The organism is Avibacterium endocarditidis, from assembly GCF_002921145.1.
Classification (GTDB): domain Bacteria; phylum Pseudomonadota; class Gammaproteobacteria; order Enterobacterales; family Pasteurellaceae; genus Avibacterium; species Avibacterium endocarditidis.
In genome coordinates this window covers 1-23350 of sequence record NZ_PQVI01000120.1, presented here as the reverse complement: position 1 = coordinate 23350, position 23350 = coordinate 1, and the positions used below count along the sequence as shown (strand labels likewise).

Below are 23350 nucleotides of genomic sequence, written 5' to 3'. Positions count from 1 at the left end.
TAATGGGCGCTGAAGTTACCTGTTTTTAGGCAAAATATCAATGCTTTTCCTGTTCAATTTGTTCTGCTGAAATGGCGCTTAATTTGGCTAAATCAAGGTCATTATGCAGCAATTCCACCTGTGGCATCACTTTGTTGGCTTTGGCAGAAAAATCTTTAAATCGTTCAATTTTTCCTGCTAAGCCTTGTTGCCCAGCAAAGGCGGTAACCGCGTGATTATAATGCCCGCTCACGGTTGCCAAACTGTTACCCAATTTAGCCAAACGCTCCGCCACCAAGCACATTTGGTTATAAATATCCCCAGCCTTGCCACTAATTTCACGCGCTTCTGCATTACCGCGCTCAATGCGCCATAGGTTCGCCACGGTGCGTAAAATCGGCATTAAGGTGGTGTGCGACACTAAAATGACATTCTTTTCATAGGCATAATTAAACAAGTTGCTGTCTTGCTTCATCGCTTCAATATAAGCAGGCTCAACGGCAATGAACATCAGCACAAAATTCGGGCTATGCACGCCAATTAAATTGCTGTAATCCTTGCGCGAAAGCTCATCAATATGGTTTTTAATCGCCTTATGATGCTCACGCAGAAATTGTTGCTGAGCTTGCTCATTGTCGGCACTCACCGCATTTTCATAGGCAACTAAGGACATTTTGCTGTCAATAATCAAATGTTTGTTGTCAGGTAAATACACCACAAAATCTGGATAATTGGATTTGCCCTCTGCATTACGGAAATGATCTTGCGCTTTATAATGATCGTTTTCCACCAAGCCTGCTAACTGCAAGGCGCGCTCAAGCTGAATTTCGCCCCAGTTGCCGAGGGTTTTCTTTTCCCCTTTTAAGGCAGAAGTGAGATTATTCGCTTCTTGCGACATATTCAACCCAATCTCAAGAACTTTTTTGATCTCCGCTTCTAAATTGGCATTCCCTTTTAAGGATTCCGAATGAATATCATTCACCCGCTTTTGGAAGCCCTCAATTTGCTCACGGAACGGCTTCAATAACGCATCGAGGCTGGCTTGATTGGTTTGCTCGAAACGCTGGCTTTTTTCCTCTAAAATGCGATTGGCTAAATTTTGAAATTCCACGCTAAGTTGTTGTTTGGTTTTAATAAAATCTTCTTGCTGCTGAGAAAAATGTTTCTCTTTTTCGCTCAAGCTGGTTTTTAGCTCCGTGAGTTGCTGTAAAAGTGCGGTGGATTTTTCGCTTAAATTTGCACATTCTTGTGTTTTTGGCTGAGTTCTTCGCGGTTGCGGTTGAGCTGGGTTTGCAAGCTATGCACTTGGGCGGTGGCAATACCAAAACGCTCTTTCATTGTGGAAACTTGCGAGGTGGCATCATTATGGCGCGCCCGCTCTTCGTCCAATTCTTGTTGCAAATAGGTGATTTTTTCATCACGCTCCCCAAGCCGTACTTGCAACCCCTCCGCGTTGGTTTCCGCTTTCACTTTATCTTGTTCAAGCTGATTTTTAAGCTGTGAGAGGGTTTCATATTTTTCGAGTAGCTGATTGAAATCATTGATGTTTTATTTAAATCCTGTGCTAATTCTTGTTTATCACGCTGATGTTTTGCACTAACAAAAAACAGCACAAGGCAAACAATCAACAAAAAAATCACCATATAAAGCCATTGAGATTGGGTTAATTCGATCATTCTTTTTCCTAAAATGCGAGTGATGAAATAATGCTGAAAATGCACACCGCACTTTTGGCTAAATAAAAGTGCGGTGGATTTTTCAGATGAAATTTCTAGCAAACTATAATAAAGTATAGCCTTATTTTAGCATTTTTTTAACGCGGTAATTATGTCAAATCCACAACTTTATCTCGCCTCGCAAAGCCCACGCCGTTTGCAACTTTTACAGCAGTTGGGGCTATGCGTTGCCACCTTTAATGCTGATATTGATGAAACGCCGAAAATCAATGAATTGCCAGCGGATTATGTCGCCCGAATGGCGGGTGAGAAAAACCACGCCGCACGTCAGGCACTGCAAAATCAGCCGAATTTTCTACCGCACTTGCCGATTCTTTCCGCAGATACCATTGTGGTGTGCGATCAACAAATTCTCGGCAAACCACAAACCACCTTGCACGCTCAGCAAATGCTGGAGCAACTATCCGCTCGCACGCACCAAGTGCTAACCGCGGTGTGTGTCAGCTTGCTTGATCAAAAACATAGCCTTGTGCAAACCAGCCAAGTAACCTTTAACCCTTTGAAAGAACAAGAAATTTCCGCTTATATCCGCACAGGCGAGCCAATGGATAAAGCGGGCGCTTATGGCATTCAAGGTATGGGCGGCATCTTTATTTCTCATATTGAAGGTAGTTTCAGCGGTGTGATGGGCTTGCCTGTGTTTGAAACGGCAGAATTGCTGCGTCAAGTTGGGGTTGATTTATTAGGTTCAAGTGAGCAATGCAATGAGTAAAAGCCTATTCCAAGCCACCAAGCACGAAGAACATTGCCCACAATGTGGCGCGTTGCTGCAAATTAAAAAGGGCAAAAAAGGCTTATTTTTAGGCTGCAGCGCCTATCCGCAATGCGATTTTATCAAGCCATTACAGCCCGCTCACGAAAGCAAAATATTGAAAGACTTAGATCAACATTGTCCAAAGTGCGGTCATTTTTCAATTAAAACAAGGGCAATTTGGTATGTTCATCGGGTGCAGCGATTATCCGCACTGTGATTATATCGTTCACGAAGAACTCGAACCCGAGCAACAACATTTGCCTTGCCCTGCTTGTGGAAAGGGCAAGCTGGTGCCCCGACGCGGGCGACAAGGCAAGGTGTTTTACGGCTGCGATCAATTTCCAAAATGCAAATTCACCCTTGCCAGCCAGCCCTATGCCGTGCCTTGTCCGCAATGCGCGTACCCCATTAGCACGCTGAAAAAAAAAAGAAAGAAGAAAAAACCGACCGCACTTTGCGTCGCACTTGGTTGTGCGCCAACAAGGCGTGCCGTCATCAATTTGAAACAGAAGATGAATAACGAACAGAATGTGGCTCAACTGGTTGAGCGATTAAAGCAAAACGACGTGATTGCCTATCCCACCGAGGCGGTGTTTGGCTTAGGCTGTAATCCGCTTAGCGAAAGTGCGGTGCAAAAATTATTAATTTTGAAGCAGCGCCCTGTGGAAAAAGGCTTGATTTTAATTGCGCCAAGTTTGGATTTTCTGCTGCCTTTTATCGATGAACGCCAGCTTTCCGAACAGCACTGGCAGCGCTTAAACGCCCATTATGATCGCCCGACCACTTGGGTTGTGCCAGCAAAAGCCGATACGCCGAAATTTCTCACAGGGCAATTTTCCACCATTGCCGTGCGCATCAGCGATCACCCTGCGGTAAAACTGCTTTGCGAACAGGCAGGCTTTGCGCTCACCTCCACCAGCGCCAATTTAACCGGCTTGCCACCTTGTCGCACGGCAGCGGAAGTGAAAGCGCAATTTGGCGATCACTTTCCTGTGTTAGAAATGGCTATCGGCACGGCGCAAAACCCTTCAGAAATACGCGATCTATTTACCCAACAACTTTTTCGTCAAGGTTAATAAGGATTTTTATGAATAAAGCTATCAATAACAAAGGCAAAGATCTGTATGCCGTGTGGGGCAACCCCATTGCACAAAGTAAATCCCCACAAATTCATCGCATTTTTGCTGAGCAAACGCAGCAAGATTTAGACTATGTAGCAATGCTTGGTGATGAGCAACAGTTTGAACAGCAACTGCTTGCCTTTTTTGCTGAAGGGGCGAAAGGCTGCAACATCACTGCACCATTTAAAGAGCGTGCGTTTAAGCTAGCCGCTCAACACAGCGAACGTTGCTTGCTGGCGGGTGCTTGTAATACGTTAAAAAAACTCGCCGATGGCACACTTTATGCGGATAATACAGACGGAGCAGGGCTGGTGAGCGATTTACAGCGTTTAGGCTGGCTCAAACCACAACAATCCGTGCTGATTTTAGGCGCAGGTGGCGCAACCAAAGGCGTGTTGTTTCCCTTATTACAAGCAGAGCAAACTATTCTTGTGGCCAACCGCACCTTAGCCAAAGCTACAGAATTGGCGGAAAAATTTAGCGCCTACGGCAATATTCAAGGCTGTACCCTTGCGGACATTCCCGTGCAAAAATTTGATCTTATCATCAATGCTACTTCGCTCGGCTTACAAGGCAAAACCGTGGCGATTGATCCCGACATTTTAAAACAAGCCAGTGCGGTGTACGATATGCAATACAGCAAAGGCGCAGACACGCCATTTATCGCCCTCGCCAAACAACAAGGCGCACAACATTACAGCGATGGCTTCGGTATGCTAGTCGGCCAAGCCGCCCACGCCTTTTATTTATGGCGCGGTGTAATGCCTGATGTAGCACCTTTGTTTGATGAACTTTAATCCGATTTCATTCCAATAAAAAACCTAGCTTGATGGCTAGGTTTGTTTTTTATAGGCTAAGTGTAAAGAAAGTACAGCCATTTTTACAAAATTTTTTGCATTTTTTTAAGCTAGTTTTTTATGTGGGGAGAAGATAGGCTTTTTAGCACGATTACTTATGAATAGCCTTGTTTTAGAATATTAATCTAAAAATAAAATTTTTAACAAAATTTAAAACTAGCTATGTTACAAAAATATAGAAAAAGGACTGCTTATAGTATTTTTATCTATTGACTAAAAATCATATTTCGTTATATTTCCTAACCTTAACATTTCTTTAACGTTTAAATAGGTGAAAATATGACACAGTCAGCAAAACGCGAAACCTTTTCGGGCAGTCGTGCATTTATTTTTGCCGCCATCGGATCTGCCGTGGGTTTAGGAAACATTTGGCGTTTTCCTTATACCACTTATGAAAACGGTGGTGGTGCATTCATTATTCCTTATCTTATTGCGCTTTTAACCGCAGGAATTCCATTTTTATTCTTAGATTATGCCATTGGGCATCGCCACCGTGGGGGTGCACCGTTGTCTTATCGCCGTTTCAGTCGCCATTTTGAAACTTTCGGTTGGTGGCAAGTTATGGTGAATGTGATCATCGGGATTTACTATGCGGTTGTGCTGGGTTGGGCGGCGAGCTATACCTATTTCTCTCTTAATACCGCTTGGGGTGATAAGCCAATTGATTTCTTCTTACACGATTTCTTGCAAATGGGCGATATTGCTCAGGGTGTGAGTTTTGAATTTGTCAGTATGGTGGTTGGCCCGTTAATTGCCGTATGGCTTGTGGCACTTGGTGTGTTGGCGTTAGGCGTGCAAAAAGGGATTGCAAAGCTATCCACTGTATTAATGCCTGTGCTTTTAGTGATGTTTGTGGTGTTGGTCGCTTCATCATTATTCTTACCGGGGGCAGCGAAAGGGTTAGATGCTTTATTTACGCCAAACTGGTCAAAACTTTCTGATCCAAGTGTATGGATTGCCGCTTATGGGCAGATTTTCTTCTCCCTTTCTATCGGCTTCGGGATTATGGTAACTTACGCCTCTTACTTGAAAAAAGAATCTGACTTAACCGGTAATGGCTTGGTAGTGGGCTTTGCCAATAGTAGTTTTGAATTATTAGCTGGTATCGGGGTGTTTGCCGCGCTTGGCTTTATGGCTACGGCGTCAGGGCAAGAAGTGGGCGAAGTAGCAAAAGGCGGTATCGGCTTGGCGTTCTTTGCGTTCCCAACGATTATTAACGCTGCACCATTTGGTAAAGTGCTTGGTGTGTTGTTCTTTGCTTCATTAACTTTCGCTGCTTTGACTTCATTTATCTCTGTAATCGAAGTAATTATTTCAGCAATTCAAGATAAATTACGCGTTCGCCGTGCTAAAGCCACTTTCCTTGTTGGTGTGCCAATGATGTTAATTTCAACCGTATTATTTGGTACAACCACAGGCTTACCAATGCTTGATGTGTTAGATAAATTCGTCAACTATTTTGGTATTGTTGCGGTGGCGTTTGTTTCATTGGTGGCTATCGTTACCAACGAAAAATTAGGCTTACTTGGCAAGCACTTAAACGAAACATCTTCTTTCAAAGTTGGCTTTTTATGGCGTTTATGTATCGTTTTAACCACAGGTATCCTTGCATTTATGTTATTAAGCGAAGGAGCAAAAGTGTTCACTGAAGGCTACGAAGGCTATCCATCTTGGTTCGTTAATACCTTTGGCTGGGGAATGGCGGCAAGCCTTGTGGTGATAAGCTTCCTAATCTCTCGCTTAAAATGGAAACACGAAGAGTTATTTAACCCAGAAGAACAGGCAAAAGAGGAACAATAAAATGAGTACTAGTGCAATTATTATGATGGCCGTTGCCTTGGTTATTATTTGGGGCGGATTACTTTTCTCCATCAAAAATCTGCCAAAAGATAAATAAAAACTCGCGGGAAAAATACCGCACTTTATAAAATCAAACAGCCACCTGTGAGTGGCTGTTTTTTTTATTAATATTATTGATCTTCTGCTAAATGAGCTGTTATTCCTAACCCAAGTGCGGTGCTTTTTTCTTGACTTTTTAAGATTAAAATCCATACATAAAAAAGGGATAAATAACCATACAAAAATTATACCTATTAAATCTATAGAATTTGCCAATGAAATTTTTTGATTTCTATCAACATTCCTTTCTTAATAATTGTTAATACTGTGCGAGATGTTTCCTAACTTACTATTCTATAAAGGAGAATCTTATGAAACCTCAATCGTGGTTATTTACATTTATTGGCGCAAGTGTCGCCGCTTACCTAGGGACGGTGGCATATATCCACCACTTTGATAAACAAGAAACACAACGCCGTTTGCAAGAAAGCCAAATTACTGATCCGCAGCAACGTGTCGTTGAAACCCTGCTATATAATAATGGCTGTCAATATTGCCATAGTAACAATGCGAATATGCCATTTTATGCCAAATTGCCTATCGCTAGCAGTTTAATGGAAAAAGATATTCAGCAAGGACAAGCTCATTTTTTGCTGGATAATATCACGGATTATCTCAACCAACCGCAACGCATTTCCGCAGCAGATTTAGCGAAACTTGAAAGTGTTATTCAAAATAACGAAATGCCTATTCATTCTTTCAAAATGGTGCATTGGGGATCAGGTTTAAACGATCAAGAGAAAGCAACCTTGCTTGATTGGATTCATAAAGTTCGCCAAGAATATCAACTTCCTGCAAATACCTCTGGCACATCGGCTGAACGTTTTGTACAACCTGTTCCGCAAAGTTTACCCGTTAATCCTGCCAAGGTTGATTTAGGTAACACGCTTTATCACAGCACTGCATTATCAGGCGATGGCACTATTGCTTGTGCCAGTTGCCACGGTTTGAACACAGGCGGAGTGGATAATCTTGCCACTTCTACTGGAATTAAAGGGCAGAAAGGAGGCATTAATGCGCCGACTGTCTATAATGCGGCTTTCAACTTTGCTCAATTCTGGGACGGTCGTGCTGCTAACCTAGCAGAACAAGCCGGTGGACCACCGTTAAATCCTGTAGAAATGGGAGCAGAAAATTGGCAACAAATTGTTGATAACCTCAATAAAGATGAATCACTTAAACAAGCCTTTGAAAAAATCTATCCCGAAGGTTTTAATGAAAAAACTATTACAACAGATGCCATTGCTGAATTTGAGAAAACCTTAATTACCCCAAATAGTCCTTTCGATCGCTATTTGCAAGGTGATGAAAATGCCTTAACTGCAGCACAGAAAAATGGTTATGCGTTATTTCACCAATATAAATGTGATACTTGCCATACTGGTGTTAATTTAGGTGGTCAATCTTATGAATTAATGGGTTTGAAAGCAGATTATTTTGCTGATCGCAATAAACCATTAACCGAAGCCGATGATGGTCGCTTTGCACAAACGAAAAATCCTTATGATAAACATCGTTTTAAAGTGCCAACATTGCGTAATGTTGCACTTACCGCCCCATATTTCCACGATGCAAATGCACAAGATTTAACCCAAGCAGTGGAAATGATGTTGAAATATCAAAGTGGTGTAAGTTTATCAAAAGAACAAGTTAGCGATATTGTTGATTTCTTATATAGCCTAACAGGAGAATACCAAGGCAAACCATTAACAAACGATAATATGAAAGAACAACCTTCTGCTAACTAGCCAAATGCAAAAATGGGCAATTATATTCTGCCCATTTATCCCTTTCCCCCAATAAAAAGCCACTGACATTTTCGTAAGTGGCTTTTCTTCATTGAAGATATTAAATATCTAGGTTTGCACGTAGCGCATTAGATTCAATAAACTCACGGCGTGGTTCAACTTCATCACCCATTAAGGTGGTGAAGAGCTGATCTGCTGCCACGGCGTCTTTAATAGTAACTTGCAACATTGTGCGCGTTTCAGGATCCATTGTGGTTTCCCAAAGCTGATCTGGGTTCATTTCACCTAACCCTTTATAACGTTGAACCATTAAACCGCGGCGCGATTCTTTCACCAGCCATTCTACTGCTTGCTCGAAAGAACTCACTGGGTGCTGGCGTTCGCCACGCGCGACATAAGCATCTGGCTCAAGTAAGCCGTTTAATTGTGAACCTAATTTTACAATGCGCGCATAATCATTGCCGTTGGCAAATTGGAAGCCGAGTACATATTCCGTATCCACGCCGTGAGTACGCACGGTGAGTACCACTTCGTGCAAATGGCGTTCGCTGTTGAAATGCAATTTATAGCTGTAATGATTACCGCTACTTTCTTTTTCTGTTAAGGTTTCCACCAAAGATTTTGCCCAAGATTCCACCGCACTTTATTTTGCATCAGTTCGGTGGTTAATTCAGGTTGATAAATCAAGGTTTTCAACACTGCTTCTGGATAATGGCGACTTAAACGCGCGATCATTTTTGTACGCCGTTATATTCAGCCACCAATTTTTCCAAGGCGACACCGCTCATTGGTGGCGCATCTTTTGTTGTGTAAAGTGCAGCGCCGTCCAAAGCCAAATTAAGCTCATATTGCGCCATTGCTTCATCGTCTTTGATATATTCTTCGTGTTTACCTTTTTCACTTTATAAAGCGGTGGTTGCGCAATATAAATATGCCCACGCTCAATGAGTTCTGGCATTTGACGATAGAAGAAGGTGAGCAATAAGGTGCTAATGTGCGCGCCGTCCACGTCCGCATCGGTCATAATGATAATGCTGTGATAACGCAATTTATCTGGGTTATATTCATCACGTCCAATGCCGCAGCCAAGTGCGGTGATTAATGTGCCAACTTCTTGCGAAGAAAGCATTTTGTCAAAACGAGCTTTTCTACGTTTAGGATTTTCCCTTTTAATGGCAAAATCGCTTGGTTTTTACGATTGCGCCCTTGTTTGGCTGAACCGCCCGCAGAATCCCCTCCACAAGGTAGAGTTCAGATAACGCAGGATCGCGCTCTTGGCAGTCGGCTAATTTACCTGGAAGCCCAGCAATATCTAATGCCCCTTTACGGCGTGTCATTTCACGGGCTTTGCGCGCTGCTTCACGGGCGCGTGCAGCGTCAATGATTTTGCTCGCAATCATTTTGGCGTCATTTGGATTTTCTTCCAAATATTCTTGCAAACGCTCATTCATTGCCGATTCCACCGCACCTTTCACTTCAGAAGAAACCAATTTATCTTTGGTTTGTGATGAGAATTTTGGATCAGGCACTTTCACTGAAATAATCGCCACCAACCCTTCACGCGCATCATCGCCTGAAGTTTCTACTTTATCGTTCTTGCCTTTTTTATTCAGCCCCGATTTTTCCATATAAGCATTTAAGGTACGCGTTAAGGCAGCACGGAAGCCCGCTAAATGCGTTCCTCCATCACGTTGTGGAATATTATTGGTGAAGCAATGAATATTCTCAGATTGATAGCCTTCGTTCCATTGCAACGCCACTTCAATGCCAATGCCATCACGTTCAGTAGAAAAAAATAGAACGGTTTTTGGTGAATAGGATTTTTGTTTTTGTTGAGATATTCCACGAATGCTTGAATACCCCCTTCATAATGGAAGTGATCGCGTTTGTCTGTGCGTTCATCAATTAAATTAATGGATACGCCAGAGTTCAAGAAAGAAAGCTCACGCAGACGTTTTGCTAAAATATCGTATTCAAATTCAATATTGGTGAAAATGCTTGGGCTTGGCCAAAAACGCACGGTAGTTCCTGTTTGGCTGGTTTCGCCAATAATGGTTAATGGCGCTTGCGGATCACCTAAATTATAAAATTGTTCGTGAACGTGGCCTTGACGGCGAATAGTGAGCTGTAGCTTATCGGATAAGGCATTCACCACCGACACGCCCACGCCGTGCAAACCACCAGACACCTTATAAGAGTTATCATCAAATTTACCGCCTGCGTGCAATACGGTCATAATCACTTCCGCTGCAGAAACCCCTTCTTCAGGGTGAATGTCCACCGGAATACCACGTCCGTCATCTTGCACTGAAACGGAATTATCAGAATGAATAATCACGTTAATGTCCGAGCAATAACCTGCAAGCGCTTCGTCAATGGCGTTATCCACCACTTCAAAAACCATATGATGTAACCCTGTTCCGTCATCGGTATCACCAATGTACATACCGGGGCGTTTACGCACTGCATCAAGGCCTTTTAATACTTTGATACTACTTGCACCATAATTTTCTGGGACATTATTCGACATAACAATTCTCTGTTTTTATTGATAAAAAATTGGGCGGATTATAGCAAATTTTTGCGCTTTTGGCTAATTTCGCAAAAATCTCAAATAGGCTATGAGAAGAGAAATAACAAATTGAAAAATAATGAAAAAAAGAAAAGCAAAGCACCGCACTTTGATCTGCGGTAATTGGCGTTAAAAACCCATTAGGCGGAAAATTTCCACCTAGATGGGCATAAAGCAACTAAAAATTCAATTAAGCATCAATTAAACGGTAAAGTGCGGTGTCTTTTCTGTCTAAATAATGCACCGATTGAATACGGCGAATGGTGCGTGAACGGCCACGAATGAGCAAGGTTTCTGTGGTAGCAAGATTGCCACGGCGGTGAATACCTTTGAGTAAATCACCATTGGTAATTCCTGTGGCGGAGAAAACAAGATTATCATCACGCACTAAATCTTCTAATTTCAGCACTTGGTTCACTTCAATGCCCATTTCTTGGCAACGGCGGATTTCATCAGCGGCAATAGATTGATTTTCTGGCGAGCTGCCTTTGACTTGATGACGTGGAATTAAACGCGCCTGCATTTCCCCCCCTAAAGCACGAATGGCTGCGGCAGCCACCACCCCTTCAGGCGCACCGCCAATGCCATAGAGCATATCTGCACCACCATCAGGCAAACAACATAAAATTGACGCGGCCACATCGCCATCGGGAATGGCTAAGACTTTCACGCCTAGCTGCTGCATTTTTTTGATCACTTCCGCATGGCGCGGCTTATCTAAGGTGATCACCGTTAATTGAGAAAGCAATTTACCCATTTTTGATGCCACACGGCGCAAGTTTTGTTCCAGTGGTAAGTTTAGGTCGATCATTCCTTTGGCTTCAGGGCCAACCACCAATTTTTCCATATACATATCAGGCGCGCGTAAAAAGGTGTCTTTTCCCCCTGCGGCTAACACGGAAAGAGCATTCGGTTGCCCCATTGCGGTCATTCTTGTGCCTTCAATGGGATCAACAGCAATAGATACTTCTTCGCCAGCCCCTGTACCAATTTTTTCTCCAATATAGAGCATTGGCGCTTCATCAATTTCGCCTTCACCAATCACCACTTCGCCACGCATTTCAATTTGATTTAACATCAATCGCATCGCTTGCACCGCCGCATCATCGGCAGCATTTTTATCTCCACGCCCCAACCAAGCAAAACCAGCAAGTGCCGCGGCTTCAGTAACTCGAGAAAATTCAATGGCTAATGCTCTATTCATTTTTTTGATCCTTTGGTTGTTTGAAAATCGGCGTATTCTATCACTTTCGCAAACGATTGCGTTATAAAAAGATAAAATTTTTTGCGAAATCAATAAACTCAGGTAGAATAAGCATACATCTATGTTCATTAACCATTTTTTAAAAGGAATCCACTATGTCGTTAGAAATTTTAGACCAACTTGAAGCAAAAATTAAACAAGCGGTTGAAACCATTGAATTACTTCAATTAGAAGTTGAAGAATTAAAAGAAAAAAATAGCCAAGCGCAACAACAAAATGAATCATTACGCAATGAGAATGAACAGCTTAAGAGCGAACATCAAAACTGGCAAGAACGTTTACGCTCTTTATTAGGTCGTATTGATAACGTTTAATTTTCAAAATAAAAATAAAGGCTTAGGTGATTATCTAAGCCTTATTTTTAGGAGTAAAAATGACTAAAAAAGTATGTTTAATAACAGGCAGCACCCTCGGCGGTGCAGAATATGTGGCTGAACATTTACAACAAGTGCTAGAAACTCAGCAAATTTCCACCGCACTTTTGCACGGGCCTGATTTTGCTGAAGTGGCTGATGAAAATCTTTGGCTAATTGTTACTTCCACCCACGGTGCTGGCGAATTGCCTGATAATCTTAAACCTTTATTTGATGAAATTAGCGCACAAAAACCAGATTTATCTCATTTGCGCTTTGCGGTGATCGGGTTAGGAAATTCCGATTATGATACCTTCTGCAATGCGGTGAACATTGTGCAAGAATGTTTAACCCAACAAAGTGCGGTGCAAATTTGCGATCCTTTAAAAATTGATGTCCTTGCAGTGGACGATCAAGAACAGTATGCCGAAAATTGGATCCCGACTTTTTTATCTCATCTTTAATCTTCAGATCTGATGATCATCTCATCAGATCGCCATACTCGCTTTTAATGATCCCTTATCTACCACCCTGTGGATAACTTAGTAAAAACTTGTCTAAATATTGTATTATTCTGTAAATAAAAATAATAAAAAGCTTCATTGTGGATAACCTTCACTTTTACTCACAACATATACAGCTAGATCAATAGGTGATCTAAACAACCTAAAAAAGGATCTAACCCCTTTATTTTTAAGCGAAAATTAGCCTTATACACAAGGATCAGCGATCCTAATAATTATCATAATAAGATCTTTATATATAAAAGAGATCTTATATTAATAAGGCAAAGATCTTCTTTCTGATCCTTTGATCGAGCGAACAAAATTCACTGGATCTTCAATCTTCGATTTAAGCTACGATCAATTTGATGTAGAATACGCGGTTACTTTTATGAAGATCAAATTTATCACGCAATTAAGGTTATTATGTTTTATACGGAAAGTTATGATGTGATTGTGATTGGTGGTGGACACGCAGGTACAGAAGCAGCTCTTGCGCCAGCACGAATGGGATTAAAAACATTATTATTAACGCACAATGTGGATACATTAGGGCAAATGTCTTGCAACCCAGCCATTGGTGGCATTGGTAAGGGGCATTTAGTTAAAGAAATTGATGCAATGGGTGGTTTAATGGCCACTGCGGCGGATCAAGCAGGTATTCAATTTCGTACTTTAAATAGCAGTAAAGGCCCTGCCGTACGTGCTACGCGCGCGCAAGCGGATCGCGTGTTATACCGCCAAGCGGTAAGGATCGCTCTTGAAAATCAACCGAATTTAGATATTTTCCAACAAGAAGTGACGGATATTTTGATCGAACAAGATCGCGTTGCAGGTGTGGAAACCAAAATGGGATTAAAGTTTCGAGCTAAATCGGTGATCTTAACCGCTGGGACGTTTTTATCGGGTAAGATCCATATTGGTATGGAAAATTATGCCGGTGGGCGTGCAGGCGATCCTGCATCAGTGAGTCTAGCTCATCGCCTGCGCGATCTGAATTTGCGCGTGGATCGTTTAAAAACAGGTACCCCACCGCGTATTGATGCGAGAACCATTAATTTTGATGTGTTAGCAAAACAACACGGCGATGAAAAATTACCGGTTTTTTCTTTTATGGGATCGGTGGATCAGCACCCACGCCAAATTCCTTGCTATATCACCCATACCAACGAGCAAACCCACGAATTGATCCGTAATAATTTGGATCGTAGTCCGATGTATGCCGGCGTGATTGAAGGGATTGGGCCGCGTTATTGTCCTTCCATTGAAGATAAAGTAATGCGCTTTGCTGAACGTAATTCGCACCAAATTTACCTTGAGCCTGAAGGTTTAACGTCCAATGAAGTTTATCCAAATGGTATTTCTACGAGTTTGCCATTTGATGTGCAAATGGGCATCGTCAATTCAATGAAAGGATTGGAAAATGCTCGCATTATCAAACCGGGTTATGCCATTGAGTATGATTATTTTGATCCCCGTGATTTAAAACCTACCTTAGAAACCAAAGCCATTAAAGGTTTATTTTTTGCTGGCCAAATTAATGGTACGACAGGTTATGAAGAAGCTGCGGCGCAAGGATTATTGGCTGGAATTAATGCGGGGCTTTATGTACAAGACAAAGACAGCTGGTATCCACATCGTGATCAAGCTTATATTGGTGTGTTGGTGGACGATCTTTGTACTTTAGGCACCAAAGAACCTTATCGCGTGTTTACCTCCCGTGCGGAATACCGTTTATTGCTGCGTGAAGATAATGCGGATATTCGTTTAACTCCAACGGCGCATAAACTGGGCTTAATTGATGAAAAACGTTGGGCGCGGTTTAATCAAAAAATGGAAAATATTGAATTAGAGCGCCAGCGTTTGCGTAGCATTTGGTTGCATCCGCGTTCTGAATATTTGGCTGAAGCTAATGAATTGCTGAATAGCCCATTAACCCGTGAGGCAAGTGGCGAAGATTTATTACGCCGCCCAGAAGTGAATTATCAATCTCTGACTCAATTAACCCCATTTGCGCCTGCGATTGAAGATAAAGAAGCAGCAGAACAAGTGGAAATTGCGATTAAATATCAAGGTTATATTGAACATCAGCAAGAAGAAATAGCACGCCAAAAACGTTATGAGAATACCGAAATTCCGGATAATTTTGATTATGATGCGGTATCTGGGCTATCTAATGAAGTGCGGTCAAAATTAATGCAACATCGTCCAACCTCAATTGGGCAAGCAAGTCGTATTTCTGGCGTAACACCTGCGGCCATTTCCATTTTATTGGTGAATCTGAAAAACAAGGTATGTTAAAGCGTGGTGAATAATGGCTAACATTGAACAACTCAAAGAAAATTAAATTTCTGCTAAAAAGCACCGCACTTTCTGTGAGCGATCAGCAAAAAGATCAGCTCGTTAAGCTTGTGGTGTTGTTGGATAAATGGAATAAGGCTTACAACCTCACTTCTGTGCGTGATCCGCAGGAAATGCTAGTGAAACATATTATGGATAGCCTTGTTGTCAGTCCTTACTTACAAGGTGATCGTTTTATTGATGTGGGAACAGGGCCAGGCTTACCTGGCTTACCTTTAGCCATTATTAATCCAGATAAAACCTTTGTGTTGTTAGATAGTTTAGGCAAACGCATTAGCTTTATCCGTAATGCCTTGCGTGAGCTTGGCATTACCAACGTGATTCCTGTATTAAGCCGAGTTGAAGATTATCAGCCTGAAGAGTTATTTGATGGCGTATTAAGCCGCGCTTTTGCATCATTAAAAGATATGACCGACTGGTGTCAGCACTTGGTTGATGAAAATGGCACTTTTTATGCCCTAAAAGGACAATATCATCAAGAGGAAGTGGAGCAATTATCAGCCGATTTTATGATAAAAAATGTGATCAACTTAACAGTTCCAGAATTAATTGGCGAAAGAAACCTTGTTTTGTTAAATAAAGGTTAAAATTTTTTGAACCTTTTTTGAATTTATAATAAAATAAACAAGTTATTCTATAGTCTATTTATTGCTATCTAATCCATTTTGAGTATAATTAATAGGCTATTTTAAGTTAGGTTCGTTTGATTTTTAAACAAAGTGACAAATGTCTGCAATCATAAAACAAGTTAAAAAGAAATATCAGGTTGCATTGAGCATAGAATTGCTCGTTTTTATTGTCATTTTTGCAATATTAAGCGCATCGCAATCCGTAAGTGCGGTGTCTTTTTTACTCGGATCATTAGCGATTTTTGTTCCGCATTGTTTATTTGTTTTTCTGGTGTTTTTTATAAAGCAGAAAAACAATCATAAATTAACCACATTTTATCGAGGTGGGGCAATAAAATTTATATGTACGATCATTTTTATCGTATTAGCATTCAAATTTTTTGCTGAAATGAATTATATTGCTTTCTTTGCTGGTTATATTTTAGGGTTATTACTAAATAACCTGATGCCTTTAATGGTAAGTAAATTTTTTAGAATTTAGTTTAAATTTCAAGGGATTAAACTATGTCTGACCTTACAACCGCAGGGTATATTCAACACCATTTAGAATTTCTTAAAACAGGGGATTCTTTCTGGCACGTTCACTTAGATACGCTTTTCTTTTCAGCAGTATCGGCCATTATTTTCCTTTTCGTTTTCTATAAAGTGGGTAAAAAAGCCACTTCTGGCGTACCAGGCAAATTGCAATGCTTTGTAGAAATGATCGTAGAATGGGTTGATGGCGTGGTAAAAGAAAATTTTCACGGGCCACGCAATGTTATTGCACCATTAGGGCTAACCATTTTCTGCTGGGTGTTCATTATGAATGCCATCGATTTAATCCCTGTGGATTTCTTACCGCAAGTGGCAAATCTATTCGGTGTTCATTATTTAAGAGCGGTTCCAACGGCAGATATTAGTGCTACCCTTGGTATGGCTATTTGTGTCTTCTTCCTCATTATTTTCTATACCATCAAGTCTAAAGGATTGAGTGGTTTTGTTAAAGAATATACGCTCCACCCTTTCAATCACTGGGCTTTCATTCCAGTAAACTTAATTCTTGAATCTGTAACCTTGCTTGCTAAACCTATTTCATTAGGTTTCCGTTTGTTCGGGAATATGTACGCAGGTGAGCTTATCTTTATTTTGATTGCGGTAATGTATAGTGCCAATATGGCGATTGCTTCACTCGGCATTCCATTACATCTTGCTTGGGCGATTTTCCATATTTTGGTTATCACCTTACAAGCGTTTATCTTTATGATGCTAACGATTGTTTATTTAAGTATCGCTTATAACAAAGCGGAACATTAAAAACAAAACTATTTAACGATTTTTATTAACTAACCCAGCCAATTAGGCTGACTTTCTTAAATCTAACGGAGAAAACTATGGAAACTGTAATTACAGCTACGATTATTGGTGCATCAATCCTACTTGCTTTCGCAGCATTAGGTACAGCAATTGGCTTTGCTATTTTAGGCGGCAAATTCTTAGAATCTTCTGCGCGTCAGCCTGAATTAGCAAGTAGCTTACAAACTAAAATGTTTATCGTTGCTGGTCTTTTAGATGCTATCGCAATGATTGCAGTAGGTATTTCGTTACTTTTCATTTTCGCAAACCCATTCATCGGATTATTACAATAATTGTCAGCGTTGTTTGTACAACCAAGCTTTACCCTAAACGGGTAACATTGATGACATTATTGAGGAGGGCGTTGTGAACTTAAATGCAACATTAATTGGTCAGCTTATTGCATTCGCACTATTTGTGTGGTTTTGTATGAAATATGTTTGGCCACCAATTATTAAAGCAATTGAAGAGCGTCAAAGCTCAATTGCTAATGCTTTAGCTGCAGCAGAAGTCGCACGAAAAGAGCAAGCTGAAACCAAAACATTGGTGGAGCAAGAAATTAATCAAGCGAAACTTCAAGCACAAGAAATTGTGGATTTAGCGAATAAACGTCGCAATGAAATCCTAGAAGAAGTGAAAGCTGAAGCGGAAGCATTAAAAGCAAGAATTATTGAACAAGGCCACGCTGAGATTGAGACAGAGCGTAAACGTGTTCAAGAAGAATTACGAGCGAAAGTAGCCTCTTTAGCGGTTGCAGGTGCTGAGAAAATTGTGGGTCGCACGGTTGATGAAGCGGCAAACAATGACATTATTGAAAAATTAGTTGCAGAACTATAAGAAGGTTGGGCTTATGTCAGAATTAACTACCATAGCTCGCCCTTATGCAAAAGCAGCATTTGATTTTGCTATCGAGCAACAAGCACAAAAAGCACAAAACAAAAGTGCGGTGGAAAAATGGGCAGAAATGCTAAATTTTGCTTCTCAAGTTGTTGAAAATAAAGAGATGCAAGATTTCCTAACAGGTGATTTATCTGCCAGCAAAGTTGCTGATACGGTGATTTCAATTTGTGGCGACCAACTTGATCAATATGGGCAAAATTTGATTCGGTTAATGGCTGAAAATAAGCGTTTAACTGTACTTCCAGCGGTATTTGCACTGTTCCAACATTATGTGAGTGAACACCAAGCGATTGCAGATGTGGAAGTCATCTCAGCTCAACCATTAAGTGCAGAGCAACAAGCTAAAATTGCAGCCGCAATGGAAAAGAAACTTGCTCGTAAAGTTAAATTAAATTGCAGCGTAGATAATGCACTGATTGCTGGTGTTATTATTCGTACAGATGATTTTGTCATTGACGGAAGTAGCCGTGGGCAACTGGCTCGTCTTGCAAATGAGTTGCAATTATAAGAGGAATAAAAGATGCAACTAAATTCGACTGAAATTAGTGAATTAATTAAAAAACGCATTGCCGAATTTAACGTGGTAAGCGAACCGCGCAACACAGGAACCATTGTTTCTGTGAGCGATGGGGTTATTCGTATCCACGGTTTAAGCGATGTAATGCAAGGGGAAATGATTGCATTACCCGACAATCGTTATGCAATGGCACTTAACCTAGAGCGTGATTCGGTGGGTGCGGTTGTAATGGGGCCTTATACTGATCTTTCTGAAGGTATGGAAGTTCAATGTACAGGACGTATTCTTGAAGTGCCAGTAGGCCGTGGTTTATTAGGTCGCGTGGTGAATACCCTTGGTCAGCCAATTGATGGTAAAGGCGAAATTGAAAACGATGGTTATGCGCCTGTTGAAGTTATCGCACCAGGGGTTATCGATCGTAAATCTGTTGATCAGCCTGTTCAAACTGGTTATAAAGCGGTGGACTCAATGGTGCCAATCGGTCGTGGTCAGCGTGAGTTAATTATCGGTGACCGTCAAACAGGTAAAACAGCATTAGCTATTGATGCCATCATCAACCAAAAAGATTCTGGCATTAAATGTATCTATGTGGCGATTGGTCAAAAAGCATCAACCATTGCTAACGTAGTGCGTAAATTAGAAGAACACGGCGCATTAAAAAATACCATCGTAGTTGTGGCATCTGCATCAGAATCTGCTGCGTTACAATATTTAGCGCCTTATGCAGGTTGTACAATGGGTGAATATTTCCGTGATCGCGGTGAAGATGCACTCATCGTTTATGATGATTTATCTAAACAAGCGGTTGCTTATCGTCAAATTTCATTGTTATTACGCCGTCCACCAGGTCGTGAAGCTTTCCCTGGTGATGTATTCTATTTACACTCTCGCTTACTTGAGCGTGCTTCTCGTGTTAATGCAGAATATGTTGAACGTTTCACACAAGGTAAAGTAACAGGTAAAACAGGTTCTTTAACTGCATTACCAATTATTGAAACCCAAGCAGGTGACGTATCAGCTTTCGTACCAACCAACGTAATTTCCATTACCGATGGTCAGATTTTCTTAGAATCTAATCTCTTTAACTCAGGTATTCGTCCTGCGGTAAACCCAGGTATTTCGGTATCTCGTGTGGGTGGTGCAGCACAAACTAAAGTCATCAAAAAATTAGCGGGTGGTATTCGTACCGCACTTGCGCAATATCGTGAATTAGCAGCATTCGCACAATTTGCTTCAGATCTTGATGATGCAACACGCAAACAACTTTCTCACGGTCAGAAAGTAACGGAATTATTGAAACAAAAACAATATTCTCCATTAAGCGTGGCGCAACAAGCATTAGTACTATTTGCCGTTGAATTTGGTTATTTAGAAGATGTTGAATTAGATCGTATCGCTTCTTTTGAATCTGCCCTTTTAGAATATGCAGCACATAACTATGCTGATTTTATGGACGGATTAACCAAAACTGGCGATTACAATGATGAAATCAAAGCAACATTGCAAGCGATTTTAGACAATTTCAAAGCAAACAGTGCTTGGTAATTCACATTAACGGAGAACATCAATGGCAGGTGCAAAAGAGATAAGAACCAAAATTTCCAGTGTTCAAAGTACGCAAAAAATTACTAAGGCAATGGAAATGGTTGCAGCATCGAAAATGCGTAAAACGCAGGATCGAATGTCATCTTCACGCCCGTATGCTCAAGCCATACGCCGCGTGATTAGCCACGTGTCAAAAGCCAGTATTGGTTACAAACATCCGTTTTTAGTGGAACGAGAAGTAAAAAAAGTAGGTATCCTACTTGTTTCAACAGATCGTGGATTATGTGGCGGTTTAAATATCAACTTATTTAAGACCGCACTTCAAGAAATCAAAGGTTGGAAAGAAAACAAGTGGAAGTTTCACTGGGTTTAATCGGTGCGAAAGGTATCGGTTTTTTCCAATCTCTTGGCTTGAATATTACTGCACAAAATTCAGGAATGGGCGATACGCCTTCTGTTGAAGAATTAATTGGTACGGCAAATCAAATGTTTGATGCTTATAGAGAAGGCAAATTAGATGCGATCTACATTGCTTACAATAAGTTCATCAACACAATGTCGCAAAAATCTACTTTAGAAAAACTTGTTCCTTTGCCTGAATTAGATAATGATGATTTAGGTAAAAGCGCACAATCTTGGGACTACATTTACGAACCTGATCCAAAAGTGTTGTTAGATAGTTTATTGGTTCGTTATTTAGAATCTCAAGTGTATCAAGCGGTAGTTGAAAATTTGGCTTCTGAGCAAGCGGCACGAATGGTGGCGATGAAAGCGGCAACTGATAATGCAGGAAACTTAATTAAAGACTTGCAATTAGTTTACAACAAAGCTCGCCAAACAAGTATTACAAATGAATTAAATGAAATTGTTGCTGGTGCAGCGGCAATTTAAGTAAAGAGGATCGATAATGGCAACTGGAAAAATTGTACAAATCATCGGTGCGGTTATTGACGTTGAATTTCCACAAGATGCAGTACCAAAAGTATATGATGCCTTAAACGTTGAAACAGGCTTAGTGCTTGAAGTTCAACAGCAATTAGGCGGTGGAATCGTACGTTGTATCGCAATGGGTTCATCAGATGGTTTAAAACGTGGTTTATCCGTGTCTAACACTGGCAAACCAATTTCCGTTCCAGTGGGAACAAAAACCCTAGGACGTATTATGAACGTACTGGGTGAACCAATTGACGAACAAGGCCCAATTGGTGCAGAAGAAACTTGGTCAATTCACCGACCAGCACCAAGCTATGAAGATCAAGCAAACAGCACAGAATTGCTTGAAACAGGGATCAAAGTTATCGACTTAATCTGCCCATTTGCAAAAGGGGGTAAAGTTGGTTTATTCGGTGGTGCGGGTGTAGGTAAAACCGTAAATATGATGGAATTAATCCGTAATATTGCGATCGAACACTCAGGTTACTCCGTATTTGCAGGGGTAGGTGAACGTACCCGTGAAGGTAACGACTTCTACCATGAAATGACGGAATCTAACGTATTAGACAAAGTATCCCTTGTTTACGGACAAATGAACGAGCCACCAGGTAACCGTCTGCGTGTTGCATTAACCGGTTTAACTATGGCGGAAAAATTCCGTGATGAAGGTCGTGATGTATTATTCTTCGTGGATAATATTTATCGTTACACCCTAGCAGGGACAGAAGTATCCGCATTATTAGGTCGTATGCCATCTGCGGTAGGTTACCAACCAACCCTAGCAGAAGAAATGGGGGCATTACAAGAGCGTATCACCTCTACCAAAACAGGTTCTATCACCTCCGTACAAGCGGTTTATGTACCTGCCGATGACTTAACTGACCCATCGCCAGCAACGACCTTTGCGCACTTAGACTCAACGGTAGTATTAAGCCGTCAAATTGCGTCATTAGGTATTTACCCAGCGGTAGATCCCCTTGATTCAACTTCTCGCCAATTAGACCCATTAGTGGTTGGCCAAGAGCATTATGATGTAGCACGTGGCGTACAGGGTATCTTACAACGCTATAAAGAATTGAAAGACATCATCGCGATTCTTGGTATGGACGAGCTTTCTGAAGAAGATAAACTTGTGGTAGCGCGTGCGCGTAAAATCGAACGTTTCTTATCACAACCGTTCTTCGTTGCAGAAGTGTTCACTGGCTCACCGGGTAAATATGTTTCATTAAAAGAGACTATTCGCGGTTTCAAAGGTATTTTAGAAGGTGAATATGACCATATCCCAGAACAAGCGTTCTATATGGTTGGTTCTATTGATGAAGTGCTAGAAAAAGCCAAAAATATGTAATCACTTCAAGCCTGATTAAACACTTGAAGGAGAATCACAATGGCAACATTAAATTTAACGGTTGTAAGTGCAGAAGAAAGCATTTTTACTGGTCAAGTAAAAAGTATTCAAGCCACAGGGATTGAAGGGGAGCTTGGTATCTTACCGGGCCACACCCCATTATTAACGGCAATCAAACCGGGTATCGTCAAATTGACCTTAGAAAATGGCAATGAAGAAGTTATCTACGTTTCAGGTGGCTTTTTAGAAGTTCAACCCAATGTCGTTACTGTCCTAGCGGATGTCGCAATTCGTGGTAAAGAGCTTGATGGTGATCGCATTTTAGAAGCGAAACGCCAGGCAGAACAAAATATCGTAGCCAACGCAAAAGACGCCAACTACGAAATGCTCGCCGCGAAACTCTCTAAAGAGCTTGCTAAACTACGCGCTTACGAACTGACAGAAAAATTAGTCAAAAACAAACGCTAATTTTACCGCACTTTCTTTACTGTATTTAAAAAACCACCTTCGGGTGGTTTTTCTTTCCTTAGCTAAATAATCTAAAAAATATTTTGGGCTGTATTAGATAAGGCCTAAATTCCACACTAAAATAGCAGTGTTTTTAGCTGTTCTTTTAGTGTACCAAAGTTAAACTGAAACTCACATTCTTTCAAGAATAACGGAAAGGATTTCTTATCAATTATGTTATATTTTCTGATCTCTCTTTAGCCTGATTACAGAAATTTTCAATCCCATTAATGTGATTTTTTGATTCGGAAAAATGGGTTGAATGATTAATTCTGAAATGATTAGATTCGCTCACATCTAGTATATTGTAACTGCGATAATAATCGGTGTAAACAATACTATCAGGCATAATTTTCCTATTTAATAATAGGGAGTAAGGAGTTATCTTGGTATTTTCAACGACAACGGTATAGACTTTTCCATCTCGTTTTAACATACCAAAAACGGCAGTACCCTTCGCACCTCGCCCCCCGTTTTATTTTTACCATAAAA

18 protein-coding genes and 6 pseudogenes are annotated in these 23350 nt (G+C 41.0%); 20 read left to right on the top strand and 4 right to left on the bottom strand.

Annotated elements, in window-relative coordinates:
- Positions 1-37: 37 nt before the first annotated feature.
- A pseudogene (locus tag C3Z13_RS08945) lies at positions 38-1655 on the bottom strand (DNA recombination protein RmuC).
- 151 nt (positions 1656-1806) lie between these two features.
- On the opposite strand from C3Z13_RS08945, the gene C3Z13_RS08940 reads away from it, so the two are divergent.
- From C3Z13_RS08940 to C3Z13_RS08910, 7 genes and pseudogenes are all read left to right on the top strand, one after another.
- Positions 1807-2427 carry a Maf family protein gene (locus tag C3Z13_RS08940; RefSeq protein WP_103855683.1) on the top strand — a complete coding sequence of 207 codons (621 nt, stop codon included), beginning with the start codon at positions 1807-1809 and terminating at the stop codon, positions 2425-2427.
- Positions 2420-2989, top strand: a pseudogene (locus C3Z13_RS13040) (DNA topoisomerase family protein). Before C3Z13_RS08940 ends, C3Z13_RS13040 begins: the two are co-directional and overlap by 8 nt.
- Positions 2982-3545: an L-threonylcarbamoyladenylate synthase type 1 TsaC gene (gene tsaC, locus C3Z13_RS08930; RefSeq protein WP_103855682.1), complete on the top strand. Its 564-nt coding sequence runs from the start codon at positions 2982-2984 to the stop codon at positions 3543-3545. Before C3Z13_RS13040 ends, tsaC begins: the two are co-directional and overlap by 8 nt.
- An 11-nt stretch (positions 3546-3556) precedes the next feature.
- Positions 3557-4387, top strand: a complete 831-nt coding sequence (gene aroE, locus C3Z13_RS08925; RefSeq protein WP_103855681.1) for a shikimate dehydrogenase — start codon at positions 3557-3559, stop codon at positions 4385-4387.
- Positions 4388-4726: 339 nt separating this feature from the next.
- Entirely contained in the window at positions 4727-6247 is a 1521-nt protein-coding gene (locus C3Z13_RS08920) for a sodium-dependent transporter (RefSeq protein ID WP_103855680.1), read from the top strand.
- Position 6248: 1 nt separating this feature from the next.
- The gene (locus tag C3Z13_RS08915) at positions 6249-6344 is read left to right on the top strand and encodes a methionine/alanine import family NSS transporter small subunit (protein ID WP_103854320.1); all 96 of its coding nucleotides are present in this window, start codon (positions 6249-6251) and stop codon (positions 6342-6344) included.
- A 313-nt stretch (positions 6345-6657) separates the two neighbouring features.
- Positions 6658-8094, top strand: a complete 1437-nt coding sequence (locus C3Z13_RS08910; RefSeq protein WP_103855679.1) for a cytochrome-c peroxidase — start codon at positions 6658-6660, stop codon at positions 8092-8094.
- Between the two features lie 100 nt (positions 8095-8194).
- Here the strand turns inward: C3Z13_RS08910 and gyrB are convergent.
- Positions 8195-10624 (bottom strand): annotated as a pseudogene (gene gyrB / locus C3Z13_RS08905) (DNA topoisomerase (ATP-hydrolyzing) subunit B).
- Between the two features lie 232 nt (positions 10625-10856).
- Entirely contained in the window at positions 10857-11870 is a 1014-nt protein-coding gene (gene glpX, locus C3Z13_RS08895) for a class II fructose-bisphosphatase (protein ID WP_103855677.1), read from the bottom strand.
- A 155-nt stretch (positions 11871-12025) separates the two neighbouring features.
- On the opposite strand from glpX, the gene C3Z13_RS08890 reads away from it, so the two are divergent.
- From C3Z13_RS08890 to C3Z13_RS08830, 13 genes and pseudogenes are all read left to right on the top strand, one after another.
- On the top strand, positions 12026-12244 hold the full coding sequence (locus C3Z13_RS08890) for a cell division protein ZapB (RefSeq protein WP_103854316.1): 219 nt from the start codon (positions 12026-12028) through the stop codon (positions 12242-12244).
- Positions 12245-12303: 59 nt separating this feature from the next.
- Positions 12304-12747 (top strand): FMN-binding protein MioC, encoded by a 444-nt coding sequence (gene mioC, locus C3Z13_RS08885; RefSeq protein WP_103855676.1) that lies wholly within the window; start codon positions 12304-12306, stop codon positions 12745-12747.
- A 465-nt stretch (positions 12748-13212) separates the two neighbouring features.
- Positions 13213-15101: pseudogene (mnmG, locus tag C3Z13_RS08880) on the top strand (tRNA uridine-5-carboxymethylaminomethyl(34) synthesis enzyme MnmG).
- Positions 15102-15110: 9 nt separating this feature from the next.
- Positions 15111-15734, top strand: a complete 624-nt coding sequence (gene rsmG / locus C3Z13_RS08875; RefSeq protein ID WP_103855674.1) for a 16S rRNA (guanine(527)-N(7))-methyltransferase RsmG — start codon at positions 15111-15113, stop codon at positions 15732-15734.
- Between the two features lie 139 nt (positions 15735-15873).
- Entirely contained in the window at positions 15874-16257 is a 384-nt protein-coding gene (locus C3Z13_RS08870) for an ATP synthase subunit I (RefSeq protein ID WP_103855673.1), read from the top strand.
- A gap of 23 nt (positions 16258-16280) precedes the next feature.
- Positions 16281-17069, top strand: coding sequence for a F0F1 ATP synthase subunit A (atpB, locus tag C3Z13_RS08865; protein WP_103855672.1), 789 nt, complete (start codon positions 16281-16283; stop codon positions 17067-17069).
- Between the two features lie 77 nt (positions 17070-17146).
- On the top strand, positions 17147-17401 hold the full coding sequence (gene atpE, locus C3Z13_RS08860; RefSeq protein WP_005539567.1) for a F0F1 ATP synthase subunit C: 255 nt from the start codon (positions 17147-17149) through the stop codon (positions 17399-17401).
- A 73-nt stretch (positions 17402-17474) separates the two neighbouring features.
- Positions 17475-17945, top strand: coding sequence for a F0F1 ATP synthase subunit B (gene atpF, locus C3Z13_RS08855; protein WP_017806727.1), 471 nt, complete (start codon positions 17475-17477; stop codon positions 17943-17945).
- Positions 17946-17958: 13 nt separating this feature from the next.
- Positions 17959-18516 carry a F0F1 ATP synthase subunit delta gene (atpH, locus tag C3Z13_RS08850; RefSeq protein WP_103855671.1) on the top strand — a complete coding sequence of 186 codons (558 nt, stop codon included), beginning with the start codon at positions 17959-17961 and terminating at the stop codon, positions 18514-18516.
- Between the two features lie 12 nt (positions 18517-18528).
- Positions 18529-20070, top strand: coding sequence for a F0F1 ATP synthase subunit alpha (atpA, locus tag C3Z13_RS08845; protein ID WP_103855670.1), 1542 nt, complete (start codon positions 18529-18531; stop codon positions 20068-20070).
- A 22-nt stretch (positions 20071-20092) separates the two neighbouring features.
- Positions 20093-20961, top strand: a pseudogene (gene atpG / locus C3Z13_RS08840) (F0F1 ATP synthase subunit gamma).
- 16 nt (positions 20962-20977) lie between these two features.
- Positions 20978-22351: a F0F1 ATP synthase subunit beta gene (atpD, locus tag C3Z13_RS08835; RefSeq protein WP_103855669.1), complete on the top strand. Its 1374-nt coding sequence runs from the start codon at positions 20978-20980 to the stop codon at positions 22349-22351.
- A gap of 39 nt (positions 22352-22390) precedes the next feature.
- The gene (locus C3Z13_RS08830; RefSeq protein ID WP_103855668.1) at positions 22391-22819 is read left to right on the top strand and encodes a F0F1 ATP synthase subunit epsilon; all 429 of its coding nucleotides are present in this window, start codon (positions 22391-22393) and stop codon (positions 22817-22819) included.
- A 116-nt stretch (positions 22820-22935) separates the two neighbouring features.
- Here C3Z13_RS08830 and C3Z13_RS08825 read toward each other — a convergent pair.
- A pseudogene (locus C3Z13_RS08825) lies at positions 22936-23327 on the bottom strand (IS1595 family transposase); the annotation flags it as partial.
- Between the last annotated feature and the right edge of the window lie 23 nt (positions 23328-23350).